This window comes from Dethiothermospora halolimnae (genome assembly GCF_037577855.1).
Taxonomy (GTDB): domain Bacteria; phylum Bacillota; class Clostridia; order Tissierellales; family VENL01; genus Dethiothermospora; species Dethiothermospora halolimnae.
Window position 1 is genome coordinate 1 of record NZ_JBAKFX010000016.1, and the last position, 22,251, is coordinate 22,251.

General features: G+C 31.1%; 25 protein-coding genes. All 25 read left to right on the plus strand.

Annotation, left to right across the window (positions count from 1 at the left end):
* Nucleotides 1–134: 134 nt before the first annotated feature.
* The 25 genes from V6137_RS08335 (at nt 135) to V6137_RS08455 (ending at nt 22,251) form a co-directional block, all read left to right on the plus strand.
* Nucleotides 135–293, plus strand: a complete 159-nt coding sequence (locus V6137_RS08335) for an EscU/YscU/HrcU family type III secretion system export apparatus switch protein (protein ID WP_425447518.1) — start codon at nt 135–137, stop codon at nt 291–293.
* Between the two features lie 17 nt (nt 294–310).
* Nucleotides 311–2,344 carry a flagellar biosynthesis protein FlhA gene (flhA, locus tag V6137_RS08340; RefSeq protein WP_425447452.1) on the plus strand — a complete coding sequence of 678 codons (2,034 nt, stop codon included), beginning with the start codon at nt 311–313 and terminating at the stop codon, nt 2,342–2,344.
* A complete protein-coding gene (gene flhF, locus V6137_RS08345; protein ID WP_425447453.1) occupies nt 2,344–3,537 on the plus strand; it encodes a flagellar biosynthesis GTPase FlhF in 1,194 nt (397 codons plus the stop codon). The genes flhA and flhF overlap by 1 nt, the downstream gene beginning before the upstream one ends.
* Nucleotides 3,530–4,435: a MinD/ParA family protein gene (locus tag V6137_RS08350; RefSeq protein ID WP_425447454.1), complete on the plus strand. Its 906-nt coding sequence runs from the start codon at nt 3,530–3,532 to the stop codon at nt 4,433–4,435. Before flhF ends, V6137_RS08350 begins: the two co-directional genes overlap by 8 nt.
* A 3-nt stretch (nt 4,436–4,438) precedes the next feature.
* The gene (locus V6137_RS08355) at nt 4,439–5,086 is read left to right on the plus strand and encodes a flagellar brake protein (RefSeq protein WP_425447455.1); all 648 of its coding nucleotides are present in this window, start codon (nt 4,439–4,441) and stop codon (nt 5,084–5,086) included.
* Entirely contained in the window at nt 5,087–6,127 is a 1,041-nt protein-coding gene (locus V6137_RS08360) for a protein-glutamate methylesterase/protein-glutamine glutaminase (RefSeq protein ID WP_425447456.1), read from the plus strand.
* A gap of 2 nt (nt 6,128–6,129) precedes the next feature.
* Nucleotides 6,130–8,163 (plus strand): chemotaxis protein CheW, encoded by a 2,034-nt coding sequence (locus V6137_RS08365; RefSeq protein WP_425447457.1) that lies wholly within the window; start codon nt 6,130–6,132, stop codon nt 8,161–8,163.
* Between the two features lie 14 nt (nt 8,164–8,177).
* Complete coding sequence (locus V6137_RS08370) at nt 8,178–8,639, plus strand: chemotaxis protein CheW (RefSeq protein ID WP_425447458.1); 462 nt, start codon at nt 8,178–8,180, stop codon at nt 8,637–8,639.
* Between the two features lie 11 nt (nt 8,640–8,650).
* On the plus strand, nt 8,651–9,259 hold the full coding sequence (locus V6137_RS08375) for a chemotaxis protein CheC (protein ID WP_425447459.1): 609 nt from the start codon (nt 8,651–8,653) through the stop codon (nt 9,257–9,259).
* Nucleotides 9,259–9,744: a chemotaxis protein CheD gene (locus V6137_RS08380; RefSeq protein WP_425447460.1), complete on the plus strand. Its 486-nt coding sequence runs from the start codon at nt 9,259–9,261 to the stop codon at nt 9,742–9,744. The genes V6137_RS08375 and V6137_RS08380 overlap by 1 nt, the downstream gene beginning before the upstream one ends.
* A 48-nt stretch (nt 9,745–9,792) precedes the next feature.
* Complete coding sequence (locus V6137_RS08385; protein WP_425447461.1) at nt 9,793–10,545, plus strand: FliA/WhiG family RNA polymerase sigma factor; 753 nt, start codon at nt 9,793–9,795, stop codon at nt 10,543–10,545.
* Nucleotides 10,546–10,547: 2 nt separating this feature from the next.
* Nucleotides 10,548–12,380, plus strand: coding sequence for a FapA family protein (locus V6137_RS08390; RefSeq protein WP_425447462.1), 1,833 nt, complete (start codon nt 10,548–10,550; stop codon nt 12,378–12,380).
* Between the two features lie 25 nt (nt 12,381–12,405).
* Entirely contained in the window at nt 12,406–12,711 is a 306-nt protein-coding gene (locus tag V6137_RS08395) for a hypothetical protein (protein ID WP_425447463.1), read from the plus strand.
* A gap of 20 nt (nt 12,712–12,731) precedes the next feature.
* Nucleotides 12,732–13,196: a DUF6115 domain-containing protein gene (locus V6137_RS08400; protein WP_425447464.1), complete on the plus strand. Its 465-nt coding sequence runs from the start codon at nt 12,732–12,734 to the stop codon at nt 13,194–13,196.
* Nucleotides 13,197–13,463: 267 nt separating this feature from the next.
* Nucleotides 13,464–14,162 carry a 30S ribosomal protein S2 gene (gene rpsB / locus V6137_RS08405; protein ID WP_425447465.1) on the plus strand — a complete coding sequence of 233 codons (699 nt, stop codon included), beginning with the start codon at nt 13,464–13,466 and terminating at the stop codon, nt 14,160–14,162.
* 82 nt (nt 14,163–14,244) lie between these two features.
* Nucleotides 14,245–14,892, plus strand: a complete 648-nt coding sequence (gene tsf / locus V6137_RS08410; protein ID WP_425447466.1) for a translation elongation factor Ts — start codon at nt 14,245–14,247, stop codon at nt 14,890–14,892.
* Between the two features lie 125 nt (nt 14,893–15,017).
* Nucleotides 15,018–15,734 carry a UMP kinase gene (pyrH, locus tag V6137_RS08415; RefSeq protein WP_425447467.1) on the plus strand — a complete coding sequence of 239 codons (717 nt, stop codon included), beginning with the start codon at nt 15,018–15,020 and terminating at the stop codon, nt 15,732–15,734.
* Between the two features lie 4 nt (nt 15,735–15,738).
* Nucleotides 15,739–16,296 (plus strand): ribosome recycling factor, encoded by a 558-nt coding sequence (frr, locus tag V6137_RS08420; RefSeq protein WP_425447468.1) that lies wholly within the window; start codon nt 15,739–15,741, stop codon nt 16,294–16,296.
* A gap of 5 nt (nt 16,297–16,301) precedes the next feature.
* Nucleotides 16,302–16,496, plus strand: a complete 195-nt coding sequence (locus V6137_RS08425) for a hypothetical protein (RefSeq protein WP_425447469.1) — start codon at nt 16,302–16,304, stop codon at nt 16,494–16,496.
* Between the two features lie 57 nt (nt 16,497–16,553).
* Nucleotides 16,554–17,312, plus strand: coding sequence for an undecaprenyl pyrophosphate synthase (locus tag V6137_RS08430; RefSeq protein WP_425447470.1), 759 nt, complete (start codon nt 16,554–16,556; stop codon nt 17,310–17,312).
* 12 nt (nt 17,313–17,324) lie between these two features.
* A complete protein-coding gene (locus tag V6137_RS08435; RefSeq protein WP_425447471.1) occupies nt 17,325–18,095 on the plus strand; it encodes a phosphatidate cytidylyltransferase in 771 nt (256 codons plus the stop codon).
* 31 nt (nt 18,096–18,126) lie between these two features.
* Entirely contained in the window at nt 18,127–19,269 is a 1,143-nt protein-coding gene (locus tag V6137_RS08440) for a 1-deoxy-D-xylulose-5-phosphate reductoisomerase (RefSeq protein ID WP_425447472.1), read from the plus strand.
* A 16-nt stretch (nt 19,270–19,285) separates the two neighbouring features.
* A complete protein-coding gene (gene rseP / locus V6137_RS08445; RefSeq protein WP_425447473.1) occupies nt 19,286–20,542 on the plus strand; it encodes an RIP metalloprotease RseP in 1,257 nt (418 codons plus the stop codon).
* Nucleotides 20,543–20,552: 10 nt separating this feature from the next.
* Nucleotides 20,553–21,599 (plus strand): flavodoxin-dependent (E)-4-hydroxy-3-methylbut-2-enyl-diphosphate synthase, encoded by a 1,047-nt coding sequence (gene ispG, locus V6137_RS08450; RefSeq protein WP_425447474.1) that lies wholly within the window; start codon nt 20,553–20,555, stop codon nt 21,597–21,599.
* Between the two features lie 16 nt (nt 21,600–21,615).
* Entirely contained in the window at nt 21,616–22,251 is a 636-nt protein-coding gene (locus V6137_RS08455) for a glycosyltransferase family 2 protein (protein WP_425447475.1), read from the plus strand.

Genomic DNA, 22,251 nt, shown 5'->3' on the forward strand with positions numbered 1-22,251 from the left:
GGAGGGGGAAAGTGTATCCTTTTTTAGGGCCAAACGGTCTTTTGATACCCATTAATAGTAAAATGTGTATAATAAACATTTTTTGTATGAGTAAAATTTTTACTGGAAATTAGATGCGAAATTTCTGACAAAATATAAAAAAGGTTGCAAAGGAGTCAAATGTCCCTCTAGTAGAGAATAAACCATTGGCAAGAACTTTATATAGTAGTGTCGATATAGGGGACATAATACCTGAGGAATTATATCAGGCTGTGGCAGAAGTTTTAGCCTATGTTTATAATTTAAAGAATTAATGTAAGGGGGATATATTATGAAATTTGGTGATGTGGTCGTTGCAGTTGCAATGATTTTAGTAGTAATAATAATTATTATACCAGTGCCCAAGGGGGCTTTAGATATCCTTCTTAGTCTAAATATATCGTTAGCACTATTAGTCTTTCTTATATCCATGTATACAGAAGATGCCCTTCAGTTTTCCATATTTCCATCCTTATTATTAATTACGACATTATTTAGACTATCACTAAACATATCTACGACTAGATACATTTTAGGAGAAGGAGATGCTGGTAATGTAATAGAAGCCTTTGGAAGCTTTGTTATTAGAGGAAATGCTATAGTTGGATTTATCATATTTTTAATAATTGTACTTATACAGTTCCTCGTAATAACCAAGGGATCAGAAAGGGTTGCGGAAGTGGCAGCTAGATTTACATTGGATGCGATGCCAGGTAAACAGATGGCCATCGATGCAGATTTGAACTCTGGTCTTATTACAGAACAAGAGGCGAAAGTTAGAAGGAAAGACATACAAAGATCTGCTGATTTTTATGGGGCTATGGACGGTGCAAGTAAATTTGTTAAGGGAGATGCAATAGCGGGTATAATTATAACCTTAATTAATGTTGGGGCTGGATTTGGTATTGGAATATTGAAACAAGGATTATCTTTTGGAGAGGCTTTATCAAAATATACTCTATTAACTGTGGGAGATGGTCTGGTTAGTCAAGTGCCTGCATTACTAATATCTGTATCTGCGGGTATTGTGGTTACAAGAGCTGCATCAGAAGCTAACTTAGGTCAAGATTTACTTAAACAACTCTTTGGAAGAAATCCAAGAATAATGTTTATACTAAGCATTGTTCTATTACTTTTAGGAGTAGGTACACCATTACCTAATATACCATATATTTTACTAGCTTCTTTTTTTGGATTTCTTGGGTTCTCCATGGTTTCTACAAAAAAGAAAGCTATGGAGGAAGAAGGTATTGAAGAAGAATCAGAAGAATCTGAGAATATACGGGAACCTGAAAGTGTTATGTCCTTATTGAAAGTCGAAGATATCGAGTTGGAATTTGGCTATGGTATTATCCCATTAGTAGATGCAAATCAAGGGGGAGATTTGTTGGATAGGATCGTAATGATAAGAAGACAAATTGCCCTTGAACTAGGAATAGTACTACCTATGGTAAGACTAAAAGATAATATACAGTTAAATCCAAATGAATATGTAATAAAGATAAAAGGCAATCAAATATGTAGACGAGAGGTTATGTTTGATCATTATCTTGCGATGGACCCAGGTACTGTGGAAGAGGATATAGATGGAGTAGATACAATAGAACCTGCCTTTGGTCTGCCTGCTAAATGGATAAGCCAAGAAGATAGAGAGAAGGCTGAAATATTAGGATACACTGTTGTTGATTTACCCTCTGTCATTGCCACCCATTTAACTGAAATTATTAAAAATAATGCATATGAATTACTGGGAAGACAGGATGTAAAGGTTCTTATTGATAATGTAAAAGAAGAATATCCAGCCTTAGTTGAAGAAGTTGTGCCGAAATTCTTTTCAATAGGAGAAATTCAGAAGGTTTTAGCTAATTTATTAAAAGAACAAATTTCCATAAGGGATATGGTTACTATTTTGGAAACTTTAGCCGATTACGGTAATGTAACTAAAGATCCAGATATGTTAACTGAGTATGTGAGACAAGGAATGGCCAGATATATAACAAATAAATATGTTGAAAATTCAAGACTAAATGCCCTTACCTTAGATGGCCAATTGGAACAATTGATTATGGAATCCATAAAGCAAACAGAAGCTGGTTCCTATTTGTCCCTTCCTCCGGATAAAGTGCAGAGGATTTTGGATAGTTTAATGGGAAATATAGAAAGGCTAACTTCTATAGGGGAACAGCCTATAGTGTTAACAGCACCTATTGTGAGAATATATTTTAAAAAACTTACAGAGCAGATTTCTCAAGACTTAATAGTATTATCCTATAATGAAATTGATTCATCTGTTGAAGTACAGTCTATAGGGATGGTGACACTATAATGAAAATAAAAAGATTTGTTGGTAAAAATAATAAAGAAGCCATGTATAAATTAAAAAAACAACTGGGTTCTGATGCCATTATACTCCATACAAGAAAAATAAAGCAATCGGGAATATTAGGATTTTTAAAAAAACCTTTGGTAGAAATAGTGGCAGCAATAGATGATAATGTAAAGAAACCAAAAGTTGAGAGAGCTTATAAAAAGGAATTTAATAGAGAATTATCAAAAGCTTTTAATAGTAAATTAAATAACAACACTAATATAATAGGTTCGAACAACAATTATCCTAGAAAAAAAGAAAATAGTGGTAATGAAAATACTACTAATGATGATATAAAAAAACTTAAAGAAACAGTAGAAGATTTTATAAGCAGTATTAAAAATAAGGAAGTCTTAACTTTACCAGAACCATTAAGTTATTACAGGAAAAAAATGTTAGAAAATGGAGTTCAGTTAGAAATAGCAGAACAAATATTGTCACAAATTAGTAATGATATTGATGTTAATAGCAAAGATGAAGATACTATATCAAATATTGTTAGATATAGTATAAAAAACTATCTAGGGGACCCCTATAAACCTACAGATGGACAAGGACAAAAGATAATATTCTTTATAGGTCCAACTGGAGTTGGGAAAACGACCACTTTGGCAAAGATAGCTGCTCATTATGTTCTTGAGAAACAAAAAGAAGTGGGGCTTGTTACTGCAGACACCTATAGGATTGCCGCGGTTGAGCAGCTAAAAACCTATAGTAAAATATTAAATATACCTATTAAAATTATATATAAAATGCAGGAATTTGATAATGTATTGTCGAATTTTATAGATAAAGATGTTATATTGGTAGATACAGCTGGTAGAAGCCATAATAATAAGGAGCAGATGGAAGAAATAGAAGGTCTGCTAAATACTGGAGTCAATAAAGAGATTTATCTAGTTCTTAGTGCTGCTACCAGTACAGATACTATAAAAGAAATAATAGAAAAATATGATTTTATTGATGATTATAAAATTATCTTCACTAAAACCGATGAAGTAGCAAATTTAGGTGTTATTTTGAATACAAGAGCTTATACTAATAAACGATTATCTTATATTACAACTGGACAAAATGTACCAGAGGATATTGAAATTATTAATCTAGATAATTTGATAAATAAGTTGATTGGAGTAAATAACAATGAATGATCAAGCCTATAGACTAAGAGAACTTATTAAACATTCCCAACAAAAACATAAAAAAGGAGATAACAGCAAAAAAGATAATGATAATACTAGAATTATAGCAGTAACTAGTGGCAAGGGGGGCGTAGGTAAAACTAACTTTACAGTTAATCTAGCAGTGACGTTGAATAACTTAGGTCACCGTGTTGTAATATTTGATGCTGATATTGGTTTGGCTAATGTTGATATTTTATTAGGCTTAACATCGAAATATAATATATCTAGTATTTTAAATGGTGAAAAAAATATTGAGGATATTATGCTAGATGGGCCTAAAGGATTGAAAATTATCCCAGGGGGCTCCGGTATTGAAGAATTAATTGATATGGATAATAGAAAAGTTGATATTCTAGTTAATCAGCTAGAAAAGCTTAAAAACTCCTTTGATTTTATAATAATAGATACTGGAGCAGGATTATCAAATACAGTAATAAGTTTTGTAAATGCGGCAAATGAAGTAATATTGGTAACTACTCCAGAGCCTACCTCATTGACTGATGTTTATGCAATGATAAAAACTTTAGATACCTCTAGTCATCACACAGATTTTAATATTGTTATAAATAGAGTGAAAAATGAAAAAGAGGCAAATATAATATTTGATAGACTTAACAGAGTTTCGAATAAGTTTTTAGATATAAATATAAACAAATTAGGTTTTTTAAATGAGAGTAAACTTGTATTCAAGGCTGTTAAAAGGCAGGAGCCATTTACTTCTTTATATCCTAATTCTTTGACTTCTAAAAATCTTATTCATATGGCTAATGAAATTGTTGAGGGTCAAAAATCAAAGGAAAAGGGATTGGGATTTGATAGTTTTATAAAAAAATTTAAAAACTTTTTTACAAAGGAGGCGAATTAATAGATGGCAAAGGATAGCTACCTTCCTAGTATAGGTAATATAATTCAAGTTAGATATAGGGATAAAGAATATAGTAGTAGATTGATAGATATAGTAGACGATAGATTTATTATTCTTGGACCAATGGAAAAGGGAACCTTTATTCCAATTGCTAAGAATAGTAAAATGAAAATCATATATATTATTGAAGAAAAAGGTAGATTTCTATTTGACTGTGTGGTTAAAGAAAGGTCTAAGGACCCTGTTTATAAACTGGAAGTAGAAAAAATCAATGAAATAGTTAGAATACAAGAAAGGGAATATTATAGACTTCCACTAAAGGTTCCGATAAAAAAAAGTCATAGCTCTAAAAGGGAGGATATTGATGAAATAACGGAAGAGTGTGAAGCTGATGATATTAGCGGAGGTGGATTAGGAATTTTAACAAACTATAAGCATAATGTAGGAGATGTAGTAGATTTAAAAATATTAGATAATGAAATCGATATTGATGTTTCTGGCAAAGTACTAAGACTTGATAGTACAAAAAACTCAAATTACAAATATTCTGCTGGAATAGCCTTTTTTGATATGAACGCAGAAAAGAGGGATAAAATAATTAAGTTTATTTTTAAGCAACAAAGAAAACTAAGGAAAAAGGGTTTGATATAAATGAAAAAAAGAGTTTTAGTTGTTGATGATTCAGCATTTATGAGAAGAATAATAACTGACATCTTAAAAGAAGATAATAGATTTGAAGTAATAGAAACGGCAAAGAATGGAAAAGAAGCACTATTAAAAATAAAAAGCCTAAAACCCGATGTTATTACATTAGACGTTGAAATGCCGATTTTAAATGGCATTGAGACATTAAAGGAAATTATGTCGAACTATAAAACACCTGTAGTGATGCTTAGTAGTTTAACACAAGACGGGGCTGAAGCTACAATGGAAGCCCTTGAGTTAGGTGCAGTGGACTTTATAGCTAAGCCTAGTAGTATATTTGAAATGGATAGTAAAAAAGAAGAGTTACTAGAAAAAATAGAAGCAGCTACAAAGGCTACTATACATAAAAAGCCTACTACTGCAGTAAAAAGAAGGAAAAATAACATAAAAACATTAAAAAAAGGTGAGAAAAGATTTTCCACATTAATAGGGATAGGAACATCTACAGGGGGACCTAGGGCTTTACAAGAGATAATTCCCTTTTTTCCGGCGGATATCAATGCTTCTATTGTTATAGTTCAGCACATGCCTCCAGGATTTACAAAATCCTTAGCTAAGAGGTTAGACTCATTATCAGAGGTAAAGGTTAAAGAAGCAGAAGCGGATGAAGTGCTGAAGAGGGGATATTGTTATATAGCCCCTGGAAACTATCATGTCCTTATTAAGGAAAAGTTTAATGAGCTAAGAATCGAACTTAATGATGGTAAAAACGTATCAGGACATAAACCTTCAGTAGATGTTTTAATGAATTCAATTTCCCATATCAAAAAATATAAAACAATAGGTGCTATCTTAACAGGTATGGGTTCAGATGGCACAAAGGGTATACAAAAGGTTAACGATAATGGTGGATTTACCGTAGCCCAAGATGAAGAAAGTAGTGTAATATTTGGAATGCCAAAGGCAGCAATAAATTCTGGAGCTATTGATAAAATAATAGCCTTAAATAATATGGCTAAATACTTAACTGATAAAGTGGGGGTGTAATTATGGACATGAATCAATACTTAGATATGTTTATAGAAGAATCAAAGGAACATTTACAACATATGAATGATAATCTGCTGACTCTAGAAAACTCACCAAAGGATCTTAACTTAGTAAATGAGATATTTCGAGTAGCCCATACGTTGAAAGGAATGGCTGGTACCATGGGCTTCACTAAAATAGCTGATTTAACGCATAAAATGGAAAATGTCTTACATGTCATTAGAAATGGTGAAAGAGAGGTTACAACTGACTTAGTAGATGTTCTGTTTGAATGTTTTGATACACTAGAAGCCTATACAAATAATATAATTGAACAGGGTTCCGAAGGAGAACTTGATTGTACCCATATAATAGAGAAGTTAAGCATGATAGAGCAAGGAAAGTCCATTTCAGAGGATAGCTCAAAGGATGATGATATAATAGTAAACGAAAGTACAATGAGCTCAGAAAAAGTAGATAATAAAGAGGATGAATATAATGAGTATGTTGTAAATGTTTTAAATAAAGCTAAAGAAAAAGGTTTAAATACTTTAAAATTAAAAATAACTATCGAAGAAAATTGTATGTTGAAATCAGCAAGGGCATTTATTATATTTAATAGACTTGAGGAATATTCTGAGATAATACAATCTACTCCTCCTGCTGAAGATATTGAAGATGAAAAATTTGATCTGTCTTTTTCATTAACATTGGTTACTGAAAAAACAGTTAGTGAAGTAAGAGAGGATATACTTTCAATTTCTGAAATAGAGAAAGTAGAAGCTAATGAAATAAATTTAGAAAATGTATCTGTCAAAGAGGAAAAAAAGGAAATAAGGGAAGAGAAATCGGCTGAGAAGAAGGATTCCAAGCCTAAGAAAGCAGCCAATAAAAAAGCAAAAGGCCATAAATTTGGTAAGACTGTTAGAGTGGACATAGAAAGATTGGATAATTTAATGAATTTAGTAAGCGAGTTAATAATTATAAAGACTCGTATGGAAGATATAGGCTCATCATCCAAAAGACAAAATATGAATGAAACTATTGAATATTTAGAGCGTATAACCAGTAATCTACATGATGCTGTCATGAAAGTAAGGATGGTTCCCATAGAAAGGGTATTTAACAGATTCCCAAGGATGGTTAGAGACCTAGCAAAGGAATTAGATAAGAAAATAAATCTTCAGATGTCAGGGGAAGAGACTGAAGTTGATAGAACGGTTATAGATGAGATAGGAGATCCATTAATACATCTAATTAGAAACTCTATAGACCATGGGATAGAAAGTCCAAAGGAAAGAAAAGAATTAGGAAAAGAAGAAGCTGGAACTGTAAAATTAATTGCATATCCCGATGGCAATAACGTAGTTATTGAGGTTACAGATAATGGTGGAGGAATAAATGTAGAAAAGGTAAAACAGAAAGCCATAGAAAGAGGTTTAGTTTCAGCAGAGGAAGCCTCAAATCTGTCAGATGAAGAAATCGTTGATTTCCTTTTTGATGCTGGTTTTAGTACTGCAGATAAAATATCTGACGTATCAGGAAGAGGTGTTGGATTAGACGTTGTAAAAACTAAGATACAATCAATTGGTGGTAACGTTGAGGTGGAAACCACAAGGGGAAAAGGATCTAAGTTTATTATTCGATTGCCTCTTACTTTATCTATAATACAAGCATTATTAATTAAAATAAGTGATGAAATATATGCGTTACCTTTAGGTTCTATTAAAGAAATTATTCCTATTTCCAGTAAAGACATAAGAACAGTTCAAGATCAAGAAGTAGTTTTATTTAGGAATAAAACACTACCTATAATTAGACTAAAGGATATATTAGGAATTGAAAAAGATGGAGAAAAGGATGAACTAATCTCAGTAATTGTGAAAAAAGGAGATAAAGAGGCTGGACTTATAGTAGATGACCTAATGGGGCAACAAGAAATAGTGATGAAATCTTTAGGAAAATATTTAACAGGAGTTAATCATATAGCAGGTGCTACAATATTAGGAAATGGAAGCATATCAATGATTTTAGATGTTAATTCGCTATTTTAATGGGAGGTGGAAAAATGGATATGACAAATAGAATTTCTGAAAATAAATATGTGATTTTTAGTCTCAGTGGTGAATACTACGGAATTGACATAAAAAATGTTGATGTTATAGAGAAAGTAACAAAATTCACTAGAGTACCCAATGCTGCTGAATATGTTAAAGGAGTAATTAATCTTAGAGGTGAGGTAGTACCTGTGGTAGATCTTGCTAAGAGATTTGGTATTAAGACTAAGGATATTGACAGTGAATCGAGGATAATAATAGTATCAATTAGTGATATGCAAGTAGGCATGATAGTCGATTCGTCATCAGAAGTTATACAATTAGAAAAAACGGATATTGACAACCCACCGGACATAGGGGAAAAAGTTTCAGAAGATTTTATAAAGGGTATAGGGAAAAAAGATGGTAGATTAATCATATTATTAAATCTAAAAAAGGTATTAAAAATAGAGAATATAGATGAAGAAAGCTAGAGGTGATTAATATGAATATTAATAATTTGAACTCTACATTAATAGATGTATTAAAAGAATTGGGCAATATAGGTTCTGGTAATGCAGCTACAGCTCTAGCTAAAATGATAAATAAGCGTGTGGATATGAATGTTCCTCAAGTGAAGATACTAGACTTTAAAGAAGTTAATGAGATTTTAGGTGGAGCAGAGGAACCAGTTGTGGGAATATATTTTCAAATGGAAGGTGACATTGTAGGAAATATAATGTTTATATTAAATATTAAATCTAGTAAAAATCTAGTAGATATCTTGTTTAATAAAAATAGTGAAGGCGAAGACTTAGAAGAGATGGATATTTCAGCACTGTCTGAAATAGGTAATATTTTAGCAGCCTCCTATACTAACTCTTTAAGTAACTTGACTGGACTTTCTATTAAAATTTCTGTACCGTCGGTAAGTATTGATATGGCTGGAGCAATTTTGAGTGTACCGGCTGTACAGTTTGGATATATTGGAGATAAAGTTTTATTTATAGAAACCCAATTCAATGAAGATAATAAAGAAGTCACAGGAGATTTGTTTTTAGTACCAGATATAGATTCTTTTAACATAATAATGAAACAATTAGGAGTAGATTAATGATGAAAAGTATTAAAGTGGGAATGGCAGACTTAGCTGCTACAAGTTCTCCCGGAAAACTTATAACTTTGGGGTTAGGGTCCTGTGTTGGAATTGTTTTATATGATAAGTTTAAAAAAGTAGCTGGACTTGCACATATTATGTTACCATCCAGTTTAGAAATAAAAAATAACTCTAATAAAGCTAAGTTTGCAGATACAGCTATAGATATTCTAATTGAAGAAATGCTATCTTTGGGTGCTAGAAAAAGAAGTATTTCTGCTAAAATAGCTGGTGGATCCCAGATGTTTTCATTTAACACCAAAAATGATGTGTTAAAAATAGGAGCAAGGAATGTTAAAGCTACAAAAGAAAAATTGCAATCTTGTAATATTCCCATAATTTCTGCAGATACAGGAGGAAATTATGGAAGAACCATTGAAATTAATTCAGAAGATGGTTCTCTTTTGGTAAAAACTATAGGGCATGGAACTAAAGTAATATAATGATTTTAAATAAGCAATTCGAGTATGATTTAATGGAGGTACATCCAAATGTCAATTGATGAAGTATGGAAAAAGTTTAAAAAAACTAAAGATATAGATCTTAAAAAAATAATAATTGAGGAATATATTCATTTGGTTAGAATTGTTGCTGGCAGGATGTATAATTTTTATGGGGGAAATGTTGAATATGATGATTTAATAAGTTTTGGAGTATTTGGATTAATTGATGCTATTGATAAGTTTGATTTAGATAGAAATTTAAAGTTTGAAACCTATGCTCAAATTAGAATAAGGGGAGCTATGATTGACAATTTAAGAAAATTAGATTGGGTACCTAGATCTTTAAGGAAAAAAGCTAAGGAATTAGAAAAGGTAGTCAATAAGTTAGAAAATAGTTTATCTAGAACTATAACTAATGACGATATTGCTATGGAAATGGGGATAACCAAAGAAGAAGTGGAAGATATTTTTTCTGAGATTTCAACATTTAACTTAGTTTCATTTGAAGAGATATTAGATATAAAATCAGGGGTTAATATAAGAGGTAATTCACGTGATAATCCAGAAGAAATATTTGATGAAAAAGAATTAAAAAAGATTATAAAGGCTACAATTGATAAATTGCCTAATAAGGAGAGAATGGTTATTTCTTTATATTATTATGACGAGTTAACATATAAAGAGATAGGAAAAGTATTAGATTTATCAGAATCAAGGATATCCCAGATACATAGTAAAGCTATACTGGGTATAAAAAATTTATTAAAGAAAAATGGTGTTTTAAATATGGGGGGCTATTAGAGATGAGTTCACAACTTATATTAGAAGGGAAAAGTTTAGAAAAAATAATTGCTAAAGGATTAAAACAATTAAATAAGACTAGAGATGAGGTAGATATTGAAGTAATCGATGATGGTAAAAAAATAATGGGTCTTAGCTTTAAAAAGAAAAGAGTTAAATTTACGATAAAAGAGAAAGAGATTGAAGATAATTCTAATTTTAATAATATAATAAATGATGCTGAAGAAGAGATAAAAAGATTAGATAGAGAACATATGAAATTTAAACTATTATATTTAGAAGATGGTGTATATCTAAATATACCTGCTGGTAATAATTTGAATAATATTAGGGATAAAATTTTAACAAAGTTAGAAAGAAAACAAATAAAAGATTATGACTTAAATGCTATTAAAAACATACCCACTAAATTAGATAGTGAAATAACAAAAAAAATTGCACCACCTCAAGAAGAGAAATTAATTGATTCTTCTATAGATGTATTTGTAACCGCTGATAAGATGAAGGGATACTTGGTATATAATCCTCCAGAAGGAGGGGGAAAAATCAGTTTTGACGATGCCATGGAAAAAATTAAAGATAAAATTAAACTTGGTCTTATGAAAAATAAAGTTAGGGAAGTAATAGATAATGATATTTACAATAAGGAGATACTTATAGCTCAAGGCAAAGAAGCGATTAATGGAGAAGATGGAAGAATAAAGTTCAATTTTGATATAAAAAATGAAGCAAAAATAAAAGTATTAGAAGACGGTAGTGTTGACTTTAGAGATTTAGATTTAATTAATAATGTAAAAAAAGAAGATGTTCTTGCAGAAATAATTGAGCCTAAAGAAGGAACGTCTGGATATTTAATATCTGGAGAAGAATTAAAGGCAAAGGATGGAAAAGCTGCTAATATTGGTTGTGGCAAAAATACAGTCTTAAATGATGAAGGGGATAAAATCATATCCCAGTGTAATGGACAAGTGTCATTAGAAGGAAATAAAATTGTGGTAAATCAGGTTTACGAAATATCCGGCAATGTTGATAATTCTACAGGAAATATAGACTTTAAGGGAACAGTGAAAATAAAGGGGAATGTGAGAACTGGGTTCATGGTAAAGGCAGATAAAGATATAGAGGTAAATGGAGTAGTTGAGGGAGCTTATATTAGTAGTGGAAATGATATATTGCTAAAAAGAGGTATGCAAGGACACAATAAGGGGGAACTATATGCTAATAATAATATAGTGGCTAAGTATATTGAAAACTCTAAATTAAAAGCAAAAAATGATATAAAAGCAGAAGCTATAATGCATAGTGATATAATTTCTGGAGGAAGTATTGAGGTAACTGGTAAAAAAGGATTAATAGTAGGCGGATCTTGTAAAGCTAAGTCCGAGATACGTGCTAATATAATAGGGTCCTCAATGGCAACTAATACTGTCTTGGAAGTGGGAGTATCTCCGGGTCTAAAGGAAGAATTTGAAAACACAAAAAAAGAAATTGAAAATCTGCAGGAAAATATTACAAAGCTACAGAAATCAATAAAACTTTTAAATAAGATGGAAAGACTAAATCAATTATCTCCTGAAAAGCAGGTAATGTTAAAAAAGTCTATAGAAACTAAAGAAACTTTAGAGAAAAAATTGAACCTGCTGCAAATAGAGTTAGAAGAATTAGAAACAGACATCGAAGCACTATCAGATGGGAAAGTACATGTAGATGATGTAGTCCATTCAGGAGTAAAAATTATAATAGGAAACTCTGTTATGTTTGTAAAAAGAGATTATAATCACTGTACTATCTATAAAGAAAAAGGTGAAATAATAGTAGGAGGTTATCAGTTATAATATAATAATAAGGGAGGGTATGAAAATGTCAGTAAGACCTATTGATATGCAACAACTGGTACCTAAAACCCTAGAAATTTCAAGACAACAACAGTCGGAAGATAATAAAAGTCAAAATATAGCATACAATAATCAGAACTCCCAAAATAAAGAAGTCGATAAAAATCTTAATAGGGTTAATGATACAAAAAAAACAGACCAGTCAAAGATCAGGGATAAGAAAAAAGAAAATAATAAGAAGAATAAGAAAAGGAAAAATAGAAATAAAAAAGAAAATAAAAGCAAAAAAAACACTGAAGAAACTAGGTGCAGCATAGATATAAGAATCTAATGTATATACACTTATAAGAGGTGGTTAATATTAGCAGTATATTAATTTTAATAGGAATTTTAGTAGTTATTATTTCGACTATCGTTATATTTAAAAATAACAAAGAATATCAAAATATATACGATGAAGTAAATATTATGTATAAAAAAATAAAAGATTATTCTAACAATATTGAAATTATAGTAAATGATATGGAGGATATAGTCGATAAGTTTCTTTTGATGACCGAGGCAAATAATGTTGGAGTTAAAGGAAGGAATAAGAGTAAGGATATCATTAAACAAAAGTCTACAATTGATATAAAAGATACAAGTAATATAGTACAAGAGAAGGAATTAGACGTAGAAACTAGTTATGAAAATGAGATAGTCAGATTACATGAAATTGGTTTAACTAATGAGGAGATTGCTAAAACATTAAATAAGGGTATAAGAGAGATCAATATAATATTAAAGATGCATACGATGAAAAATAATGTAAATTAACTTTTGTGTTTACATTATTTTTTATTTTATGCATATATATCAATTAATTGGAAATAATAATAAGAGTAATATAATAAATATAATCGTTAATTTTATAAAAAACGATAAAATTCAATAATTTTTTAAAGAAGTTATTGATAAAGGCATATGTATATGATATACTATTTGAGGTGGAATTACACACATTCTATAATTTTTGAGAGTGTGCCTTAGGGTCTCTTAAAAAAATGATTAGAGTGGAGGAAAAACAAAGGGAGGTGAAAATATATGTCAGTGGTAACTATGAAACAACTATTAGAAGCTGGTGTACACTTTGGACACCAAACAAGAAGATGGAATCCTAAAATGGCTGAGTACATCTTCACTGAAAGAAATGGCATATATATAATTGATTTACAAAAAACAGTTGGCATGATAGATGATGCTTATAATGTAGTAAAAGAGATAGCGGAGAATAATGGAGAGGTTCTTTTCGTTGGAACAAAAAAGCAAGCTCAAGATTCTATTGAAGCTCAAGCAAAAAGATGTGGTATGCATTATGTAAGCCAAAGATGGTTAGGTGGTATGTTAACAAACTTCAAAACTATCAATAAAAGAATTGCTAGACTTCATGAATTGAACAAAATGGAAGAAGAAGGTTTATTCGATGTGTTGCCTAAGAAAGAAGTAATAATGCTAAAACATGAAGCTGATAGACTTGAAAAGTTCTTAGGTGGAATTAAAGACATGAAGAGAATTCCCGATGCTTTATTTGTTGTTGATCCAAGAAAAGAAAAAATCGCTGTTAGAGAAGCCAAGATATTAGGAATACCTGTAATTGGTATCGTGGACACTAACTGTGATCCTGATGAAATTGATTACATTATTCCAGGTAATGATGATGCTATAAGAGCTGTCAAATTACTTACTGAAACTATGGCCAATGCGGTTATAGAAGGAAAACAAGGCGAACAAATAGAAGAGTAATCTAAAGGTAAGGGTTTAAGGGAATTCTCCCTTACTGCTCTTACCTTTTTTATTTACTAATATTATTAAGGAGGCGGATTAAATGGCTATAAAAGCTGCTATGGTTAAAGATTTAAGAGAACGTACAGGTGCAGGTATGCTAGATTGTAAAAAGATGTTAGAAAAGACAGATGGAGATATAGATAAAGCTGTAGAATTATTAAGAGAAAAGGGACTATCTAAGGCCGAGAAGAAAGCAGGAAGAGTTGCTGCTGAAGGTATTGTAGAGTCATACATACATGGTGGTAGAATAGGTGTACTAATAGAAGTTAATAGTGAAACAGATTTTGTTGCTAAAAATGATGAGTTTAAACAATTTGTTAAGGACATGGCTATGCAAGTTGCAGCACAAAATCCTAAATATGTTGCAAAGGAAGACGTTCCTGAAGAAGAGATAAATAAAGAAAAAGAAATATTAAAGCAACAGGCACTTAATGAAGGTAAGCCAGAACATATAGTTGAAAAAATGGTTGAAGGAAGGATTGAGAAATTCTATAAAGAGATTTGTCTATTAGAGCAAGAATTTATTAAAGATCCTGATAAAGTAATAAAAGAATTATTGAAGGATAAAATAGCTAAAATCGGTGAAAACTTAAAAATAAGAAGATTTGTTAGGTTTGAGGTAGGAGAAGGACTAGAGAAAAAAGAAGAAAACTTTGCAGAAGAAGTTGCAAAGCAAATGAATCAATAAATTCTAAATGGAGAACACCCTGTGTTCTCCATTTGAGTAACAAGTTGTAGTTTATTATAATTAGATTCATTAAATAAAGGAATTTTTTATTAGATGTAGAATATTTAAATAATAGGAGTGTTTTAATGAGTAGACCTAACTATAATAGAATTATATTGAAATTAAGTGGAGAAGCTTTATCAGGACATAAAGGTTTTGGACTAGATGAAAATACAATTAATAAAATAGCATCAGAAGTTAAGAAGGTTCAAGACTTAGGAGTAGAGGTAGCTATAGTAGTAGGTGGTGGAAACTTCTGGAGAGGAATAAGTGCTAGGGAAATGGATAGAACCACTTCTGACTATATGGGGATGTTAGGTACAGTAATTAACTCACTGGCATTACAAGATGCACTAGAAAATATTGGGACTAAGACTAGAGTTCAGACAGCTATTGAAATGAGACAGATAGCAGAACCATATATTAGGCGTAAGGCAGTTAGACATTTAGAGAAAGGTAGAATAGTAATTTTCGCTGCTGGATCAGGAAATCCATACTTTTCCACAGATACTACAGCGGCACTAAGAGCTGCAGAAATAGAAGCTGATGTTATATTATTAGGAAAAAAAGGAGTAGACGGAGTATATGACTCTGATCCCCGTGAAAATTCTAATGCTAAGAAGTTTGATAAGTTAAGGTATATAGATATATTAAATATGGGATTAGGGGTTATGGATTCAACGGCAACTTCATTATGTATGGACAATGGAATACCTTCAATAGTGTTTGGTATTGATGACCCTGGTAATATTGTTAGAGTAATAAGTGGTGAGAAAATAGGTACTTTTATAAAAGAGGAGTGATTTTATGTATTTAGAAGCTCATAAGAAAGCTGAGGAAAAAATGAAAAAAACTGTTAAAGCTTTTACAGAAGATTTAAAGTCAATTAGAGCAGGAAGGGCTAATCCTGCTATATTAGACAAAGTTATGGTGGAATATTATGGCACACCTACTCCATTAAGACAGATAGCAAATGTATCTGCTCCTGAAGCCAGGACACTGGTTATACAGCCATATGATACAAATGCAATGGTTGATATCGAAAAAGCTATACAGATAGCTGACTTAGGTCTTAATCCGTCGTCAGATGGAAAAGTAATTAGACTGATAATTCCTCAATTAACTGAGGAAAGAAGAAAAAATCTGGTAAAAGGACTTAAGAAAACAACTGAGAATGCTAAAGTTGCCATAAGAAATGAGCGTAGAGATGCAAATGATGCATTAAAGAAAATGGAGAAGTCTGGAGAAATAACTGAAGATGATTTAAGACAAGGAGAAGATAAAGTTCAGGAGTTGACAGATAAATATATAGAAGAAATAGATAAAATTAGAGATAAAAAAGAAGAAGAGTTAATGGAGGTTTAAGATAGTTGAAGGACATTGATGTAATCGGTTATAAAGTAGAAAAAGGTATAGAGATACTTACATCACAGCTTAAACAACCAGTTAATATTTTTGAGCTTAGAGGAACTAATAAGAAATTAGATGTTAACCTTAAAGAAGGTCGTATTTTAAATGTAAAAAAAGGAAATAATAGTATAGATGTATTTGTAGGATATTTTTAATCCCCCTTCTTTTATATAAGAAGGGGTTTTTAGTGATTATACCTTGGAGGTAATAGTATGTTTCAAAATAATGATGATTTAGAAAAAGAAGATGTACTTAGAAATAAAATTGATATGGAAAGGTTGCCAAGTCATATTGCTATAATTACCGATGGTAATGGCAGATGGGCTAAGAAAAAATTTTTACCCAGGGCAGCAGGTCATAAGGCAGGGGTTGAAAGGGTAAAAGAAGTTGTAAAAGCTGTTGGAGATTTAGGGATTGGACATCTGACCTTTTATACTTTTTCCACTGAAAATTGGAATAGACCACAGGACGAAATAGATTCTTTGATGAAATTACTGGTTAAATATTTAGATAAAGAACTTAATACATTACATGAAAATGATGTAAAGATTACTGTTTTAGGAGATTTAACAGGACTTCCTTCATTACCAAAAGAAAAGGTTATTAAAGCTATAGAAAAAACTAAAAACAATAATACCCTTAATTTAAATATTGCTTTAAACTATGGAGGAAGAAATGAAATAATTAGAGCTACTAAAAAGATTATAGAGGATGTAGAAGAAAATAGGATATCTATAGATGATATAGATGAAGAAACATTTAAAAATTATTTATATACTGGGAAACAACCGGATCCAGACCTGCTTATAAGAACCAGTGGGGAACTGAGAATAAGTAATTTTTTATTATATCAAATTGCCTATACAGAGTTTTCATTTCCTAATATTTATTGGCCTGATTTTTCTAAAAAATATTTGTATAAAACTATAATTGACTATCAAAATAGAAATAGAAGATTCGGTGGGATTTAAAAGGGGGATACTATGCTTAAAAGAATAATTAGTGGTATAATAGGTCTATTAATATTAATAATTATAGTTACCAAGGGAGGAACATTTCTTAATATTGGTGTATTACTTATATCGTTGATTGGACTATATGAGATAAATGGAGTATTAAGTAAATATAAAAATGAAAAATTATTTATGGGCTTTAATTATTTATTAGCCCTTGCCTTTTTTCTAATAGTATCAATAGACAGAATCGAGTTAACTCAATTGATTCTCTTTGTTTACTTTATATCGGTTATTAGTATGCTTGTTTTTAGGGAAAATACTACTGTATTAGATGTGGCTAGTACAATTTTTTCTGGTATATATGTTGTTTTTTTTATTTATCATATAGCTTTTATCAATGATAGTAAATTAATATGGTTAATCTTTATTATTGCTTTTGGAACCGACACATTTGCATATTTTATTGGAGTAAATTTTGGAAAGAGAAAACTATGTCCTAATTTAAGTCCTAAAAAAAGTATAGAAGGCTCTATTGCTGGAATTATAGGAAGTTTAGTATTAACTATAATTTTTGTTAATTATTTTAATTTGGGGAATATACTTAAATTTTCTTTATTAAGTATTATATGTTCAATTATGTCCCAAGTTGGAGATTTAACGGCATCTAGAATTAAAAGATTGGCAGAGGTTAAAGACTATGGAAATATAATGCCTGGCCATGGGGGAATTATTGATAGATTTGATAGTATATTGTTTACCGCACCTATAGTATATTATTATGTTACTTACTTAATATAATTAGTAAATCTGTTTATTGGAGTGTGATAATTTGAAAAGAATAAGTATATTAGGCTCTACAGGAAGTATAGGTACTCAAGCCCTTGATGTTATAAGAAATAATTTTGGGTTTAAAGTTGTAGCTTTATCGGCCAATAAAAATATTGAATTATTAGAAAAACAAATATATGAGTTTAACCCTAAGATTGTTGCTGTAGCAGATGAGAATAAAGCGAAAATACTAAAGGGGAAAATAGCCCATATGGATACAAGGGTAGTTGGAGGTATGGATGGATTAATAGAAGTAGCTACTGAAGAGTCAGTTCATATAGTTTTAACTTCAGTGGTTGGAATGATAGGGCTACTACCAACCATTGAAGCTATAAGAGCTAAAAAAACTATTGCATTGGCCAATAAGGAAACATTAGTTACTGCTGGAGCCCTAGTTATGGATGAAGCAAAAAAACATAATGTGGATATTTTACCTGTTGATAGTGAACACTCTGCTATCTTTCAATGTTTAAATGGGGAAAAGAAAAGAGATATAAATAAGATGGTTGTTACAGCTTCTGGAGGACCATTTAGGGGAAAATCTAAAGAATATCTTGAAAATGTTAGTCTAAAAGATGCACTTAAACATCCCAATTGGAGCATGGGTAGAAAAATAACTATAGATTCTGCAACATTAATGAACAAAGGTTTAGAAGTAATAGAAGCAAAATGGTTGTTTGATATAGACATAGATAAGATAGATGTGGTGGTACATCCTGAAAGCATAGTACATTCAATGGTAGAGTTTATAGATGGTAGTGTTATGGCCCAGTTGGGTATACATGATATGAGAATACCCATTCAATATGCCCTTACATATCCTAATAGGGTTGAAAATAAATTAGAAAGATTAGACTTAACAAATATAGCAAGTTTAAACTTTGAAAAACCGGATATGGAGACTTTCCCTTGCTTAAAGCTTGCCATAGATTCACTAAGGAAGGGGGGCACCACCACCGCAGTATTAAATGCAGCCAATGAAGTTGCAGTTGGTCTATTTCTAGAGGAAAAAATAAACTTTACTGATATTCCTAAAATAGTTGAAAATGAAATTTCAAACCATAATAATATTAGTGTTACATTGGAGAATATACTTAATGTAGATAGTATTACTAGAAAGAGGGTATTATCACAATATAAATAGATAGGTGGTGTATATTTTGGTAACAGCAATATCTGCGATTTTTGTATTTTTTATAATAGTTTTAGTCCATGAAGGGGGACACTTTGCAGTAGCAAAGCTTTCAGGTGTAAAGGTTCATGAGTTCGCTATAGGAATGGGGCCAAAACTTTTAAAGTTTACTAAGGGAGAGACCGATTATACATTAAGGGCTTTACCAATAGGTGGATATGTCAGGATGGAAGGGGAAGACGAAGAGTCTGACGATGAAAGAAGCATAAATAATATACCAGTATTTGCGAGGATAGCTGTTTTTGCTGCCGGTGCTATTATGAATTTTCTTTTAGCTCTTTTAATCTTTATTGGTATAGCCATATCTTCCGGCGCTCCAACTAACGAAATTTTAATCACCGATGAAAAATCCCCAGCTTATGAAGCAGGGATACGAAGTGGTGATATATTAGAATCTATAAACGGTGAGAATATAAATATTTGGGATGAATATTCTTTTATAACAACGGAAAAACAATATAATGTCTTAAATGTTGTTGTTAATAGAAATGATAAAAAATTAAAGTTTAATGTAAAACCGGAATTAATAGATAAAAAAATGATCGGCATTTCACCGAAATCTACCGACTCAAAACCAACAACAATAATTGAATCAGTCCAAAAGGATATGCCAGCAGATAAGGCTGGAATACAGTCGGGAGATAAGTTTATCAAAATAAATAACAAAGAAATTAGAAACTGGGATGATATAGTTAACGTTATTAATAATTCAGAGGGAAAAGATATTAATGTTGTTGTTTTGAGAGATGGTGAAAGGTTATCCTATAATGTGGAGACAGTAATTAGAAAACAACAAAATATAGGTCTTAATCCTAAAGTATCGAACTCATTATTTGATGCGATTAAGTATGGTTTTAATAAGATTATATTTTTTATTATATTAATGTTTGATTTCTTAGGTCAATTATTCAGTGGTAAAGTAAAAAGTGACCAAGTTGCAGGACCAGTGGGAGTTATTTCCTTAGTAGGGCAAGCGGCAGAAGTAGGATTTTTAAATGTATTATATATGGCAGCATTTTTAAGTGTTAACTTAGGATTTTTAAATTTATTGCCTATTCCAGCTTTGGATGGAAGTAGAATTATGTTTGGATTAATTGAGTTAGTTAGAGGAAAACCTATTGATCCAGATAAGGAAGGGTTTATCCATTTTATTGGATTTGTTTTATTATTAACCCTTATGGTATTTGTAACCTATAAAGATATAGCTCGATTAGACTTATTTTAGGGGGTTTAAAATGAGGAAAAACACAAGAAAAATATATTATGGTAACGTGGCAGTGGGTGGACAAGAACAGATTACAGTTCAATCAATGACCAATACCGATACAAGGGATGCAAAAAGAACCATAAATCAAATAAAAAAATTAGAAGAGGTTGGATGCGATATAATAAGGGTTGCAGTTCTAGATATGGATGCAGCAAAGAAGATTTCTGAAATAAAAGAAAATATAAATATACCATTAATAGCGGATATACACTTCGATTACAGATTAGCAATAGAATCTGTAAAAAATGGTGTGGATGGATTAAGAATTAACCCAGGGAATATTGGCTCAGAAGATAGGGTTGAAGAGGTGGTAAGGGCATGTAAAGAGTATAATGTTCCCATAAGAATTGGTGTAAATTCAGGATCTATTTCAGATGATTATATTAAGAAATTTAATGGAGTAAATGAAGATTCTATGGTTGCAAGTGCCTATGACCATGTTAAGATATTGGAAAAAATGAATTTTGAAGATATAGTTCTGTCATTAAAGGCCACAGATATAAATCTTACGGTAAACTCTTATAAGAAAATGTCTAAGATGGTCAATTATCCCCTCCATGTTGGAATTACAGAGGCAGGAACAGAATGGAATGGAACAATAAAATCATCAATTGGTATAGGAGCATTACTGCTTATGGGAATAGGGGATACCATAAGGGTATCTTTAACAGGGGACCCAATACAGGAAGTAAAGGTAGGAAAACAAATCCTAAGAAATTTAGGTCTTTTAAAAGATAAAATTGAGATAATATCTTGTCCAACATGTGGAAGAACTCAAATTGACTTAATAAATTTAACAAAAAGAGTAGAAGAACGAATTGAACACATAAATAAGCCTATTAAAGTTGCTATTATGGGATGTGCTGTAAACGGTCCTGGAGAGGCAAGGGACGCTGACTTAGGAGTTGCTGGAGGTAAGGGCTGCGGGTTGATATTTAAAAAGGGTAAGATAATTAAAAAAGTTAGTGAGGGAAGTCTATTAGATGAGCTCGTTAAAGAGATAGATAAGATTTAGTAAAGGGGAATAGATTATGTATAAGATTACTGCTATTATTCCTGCCTTTAATGAAGAAGAAACAATAGGAGATATACTGAAAACAATAAAGAAAATAGATCTAATTGAAGAAATTATAGTAGTTAGTGATGGTTCAACCGACAGGACAATAGATATAGCTAAATCGTTAAACGTTGAAGTAGTTGAATTATCTAACAATATTGGTAAAGGCGGGGCAGTTAAAAGGGGTGTGGAAAAATCCCATGGAGATATAGTGCTTTTTCTTGATGCTGACCTAATAGGTCTTAGATCTGAACATGTAACCAGATTATTGTTACCGGTTATTTCTGATGAATGTGATATGTCTATAGGGGTTTTTGACAATGGAAGGTTTATAACTGACTTAGCACAGAAATTAACTCCTTTTTTGACGGGACAAAGAGCTATAAAAACAGAGGTATTTAATGATATTCCTAATATAGAAATAACAAGGTATGGCATAGAGGTAGCAATAACTAAGCATGTTACAAAAAACAACATAAATATAAAATCAGTAACTTTAGAGAATATAACCCATGTTATGAAGGAAGAAAAAATGGGGTTAATAAAAGGTGCAACAGAAAGGTTAAAAATGTATAGGGACATTTTAAAGTTTTTAATTATTGGAGAATAG

What these genes read in the sequence shown, in the direction of transcription:
- flhA (WP_425447452.1), top strand. Translation starts at nt 311, where the DNA reads ATGAAATTTGGTGATGTGGTCGTTGCAGTTGCAATGATTTTAGTAGTA.
- flhF (WP_425447453.1), top strand. Translation starts at nt 2,344, where the DNA reads ATGAAAATAAAAAGATTTGTTGGTAAAAATAATAAAGAAGCCATGTAT.
- V6137_RS08350 (WP_425447454.1), top strand. Translation starts at nt 3,530, where the DNA reads ATGAATGATCAAGCCTATAGACTAAGAGAACTTATTAAACATTCCCAA.
- V6137_RS08355 (WP_425447455.1), top strand. Translation starts at nt 4,439, where the DNA reads ATGGCAAAGGATAGCTACCTTCCTAGTATAGGTAATATAATTCAAGTT.
- V6137_RS08360 (WP_425447456.1), top strand. Translation starts at nt 5,087, where the DNA reads ATGAAAAAAAGAGTTTTAGTTGTTGATGATTCAGCATTTATGAGAAGA.
- V6137_RS08365 (WP_425447457.1), top strand. Translation starts at nt 6,130, where the DNA reads ATGGACATGAATCAATACTTAGATATGTTTATAGAAGAATCAAAGGAA.
- V6137_RS08370 (WP_425447458.1), top strand. Translation starts at nt 8,178, where the DNA reads ATGGATATGACAAATAGAATTTCTGAAAATAAATATGTGATTTTTAGT.
- V6137_RS08375 (WP_425447459.1), top strand. Translation starts at nt 8,651, where the DNA reads ATGAATATTAATAATTTGAACTCTACATTAATAGATGTATTAAAAGAA.
- V6137_RS08380 (WP_425447460.1), top strand. Translation starts at nt 9,259, where the DNA reads ATGATGAAAAGTATTAAAGTGGGAATGGCAGACTTAGCTGCTACAAGT.
- V6137_RS08385 (WP_425447461.1), top strand. Translation starts at nt 9,793, where the DNA reads ATGTCAATTGATGAAGTATGGAAAAAGTTTAAAAAAACTAAAGATATA.
- V6137_RS08390 (WP_425447462.1), top strand. Translation starts at nt 10,548, where the DNA reads ATGAGTTCACAACTTATATTAGAAGGGAAAAGTTTAGAAAAAATAATT.
- V6137_RS08395 (WP_425447463.1), top strand. Translation starts at nt 12,406, where the DNA reads ATGTCAGTAAGACCTATTGATATGCAACAACTGGTACCTAAAACCCTA.
- rpsB (WP_425447465.1), top strand. Translation starts at nt 13,464, where the DNA reads ATGTCAGTGGTAACTATGAAACAACTATTAGAAGCTGGTGTACACTTT.
- tsf (WP_425447466.1), top strand. Translation starts at nt 14,245, where the DNA reads ATGGCTATAAAAGCTGCTATGGTTAAAGATTTAAGAGAACGTACAGGT.
- pyrH (WP_425447467.1), top strand. Translation starts at nt 15,018, where the DNA reads ATGAGTAGACCTAACTATAATAGAATTATATTGAAATTAAGTGGAGAA.
- frr (WP_425447468.1), top strand. Translation starts at nt 15,739, where the DNA reads ATGTATTTAGAAGCTCATAAGAAAGCTGAGGAAAAAATGAAAAAAACT.
- V6137_RS08430 (WP_425447470.1), top strand. Translation starts at nt 16,554, where the DNA reads ATGTTTCAAAATAATGATGATTTAGAAAAAGAAGATGTACTTAGAAAT.
- V6137_RS08435 (WP_425447471.1), top strand. Translation starts at nt 17,325, where the DNA reads ATGCTTAAAAGAATAATTAGTGGTATAATAGGTCTATTAATATTAATA.
- ispG (WP_425447474.1), top strand. Translation starts at nt 20,553, where the DNA reads ATGAGGAAAAACACAAGAAAAATATATTATGGTAACGTGGCAGTGGGT.
- V6137_RS08455 (WP_425447475.1), top strand. Translation starts at nt 21,616, where the DNA reads ATGTATAAGATTACTGCTATTATTCCTGCCTTTAATGAAGAAGAAACA.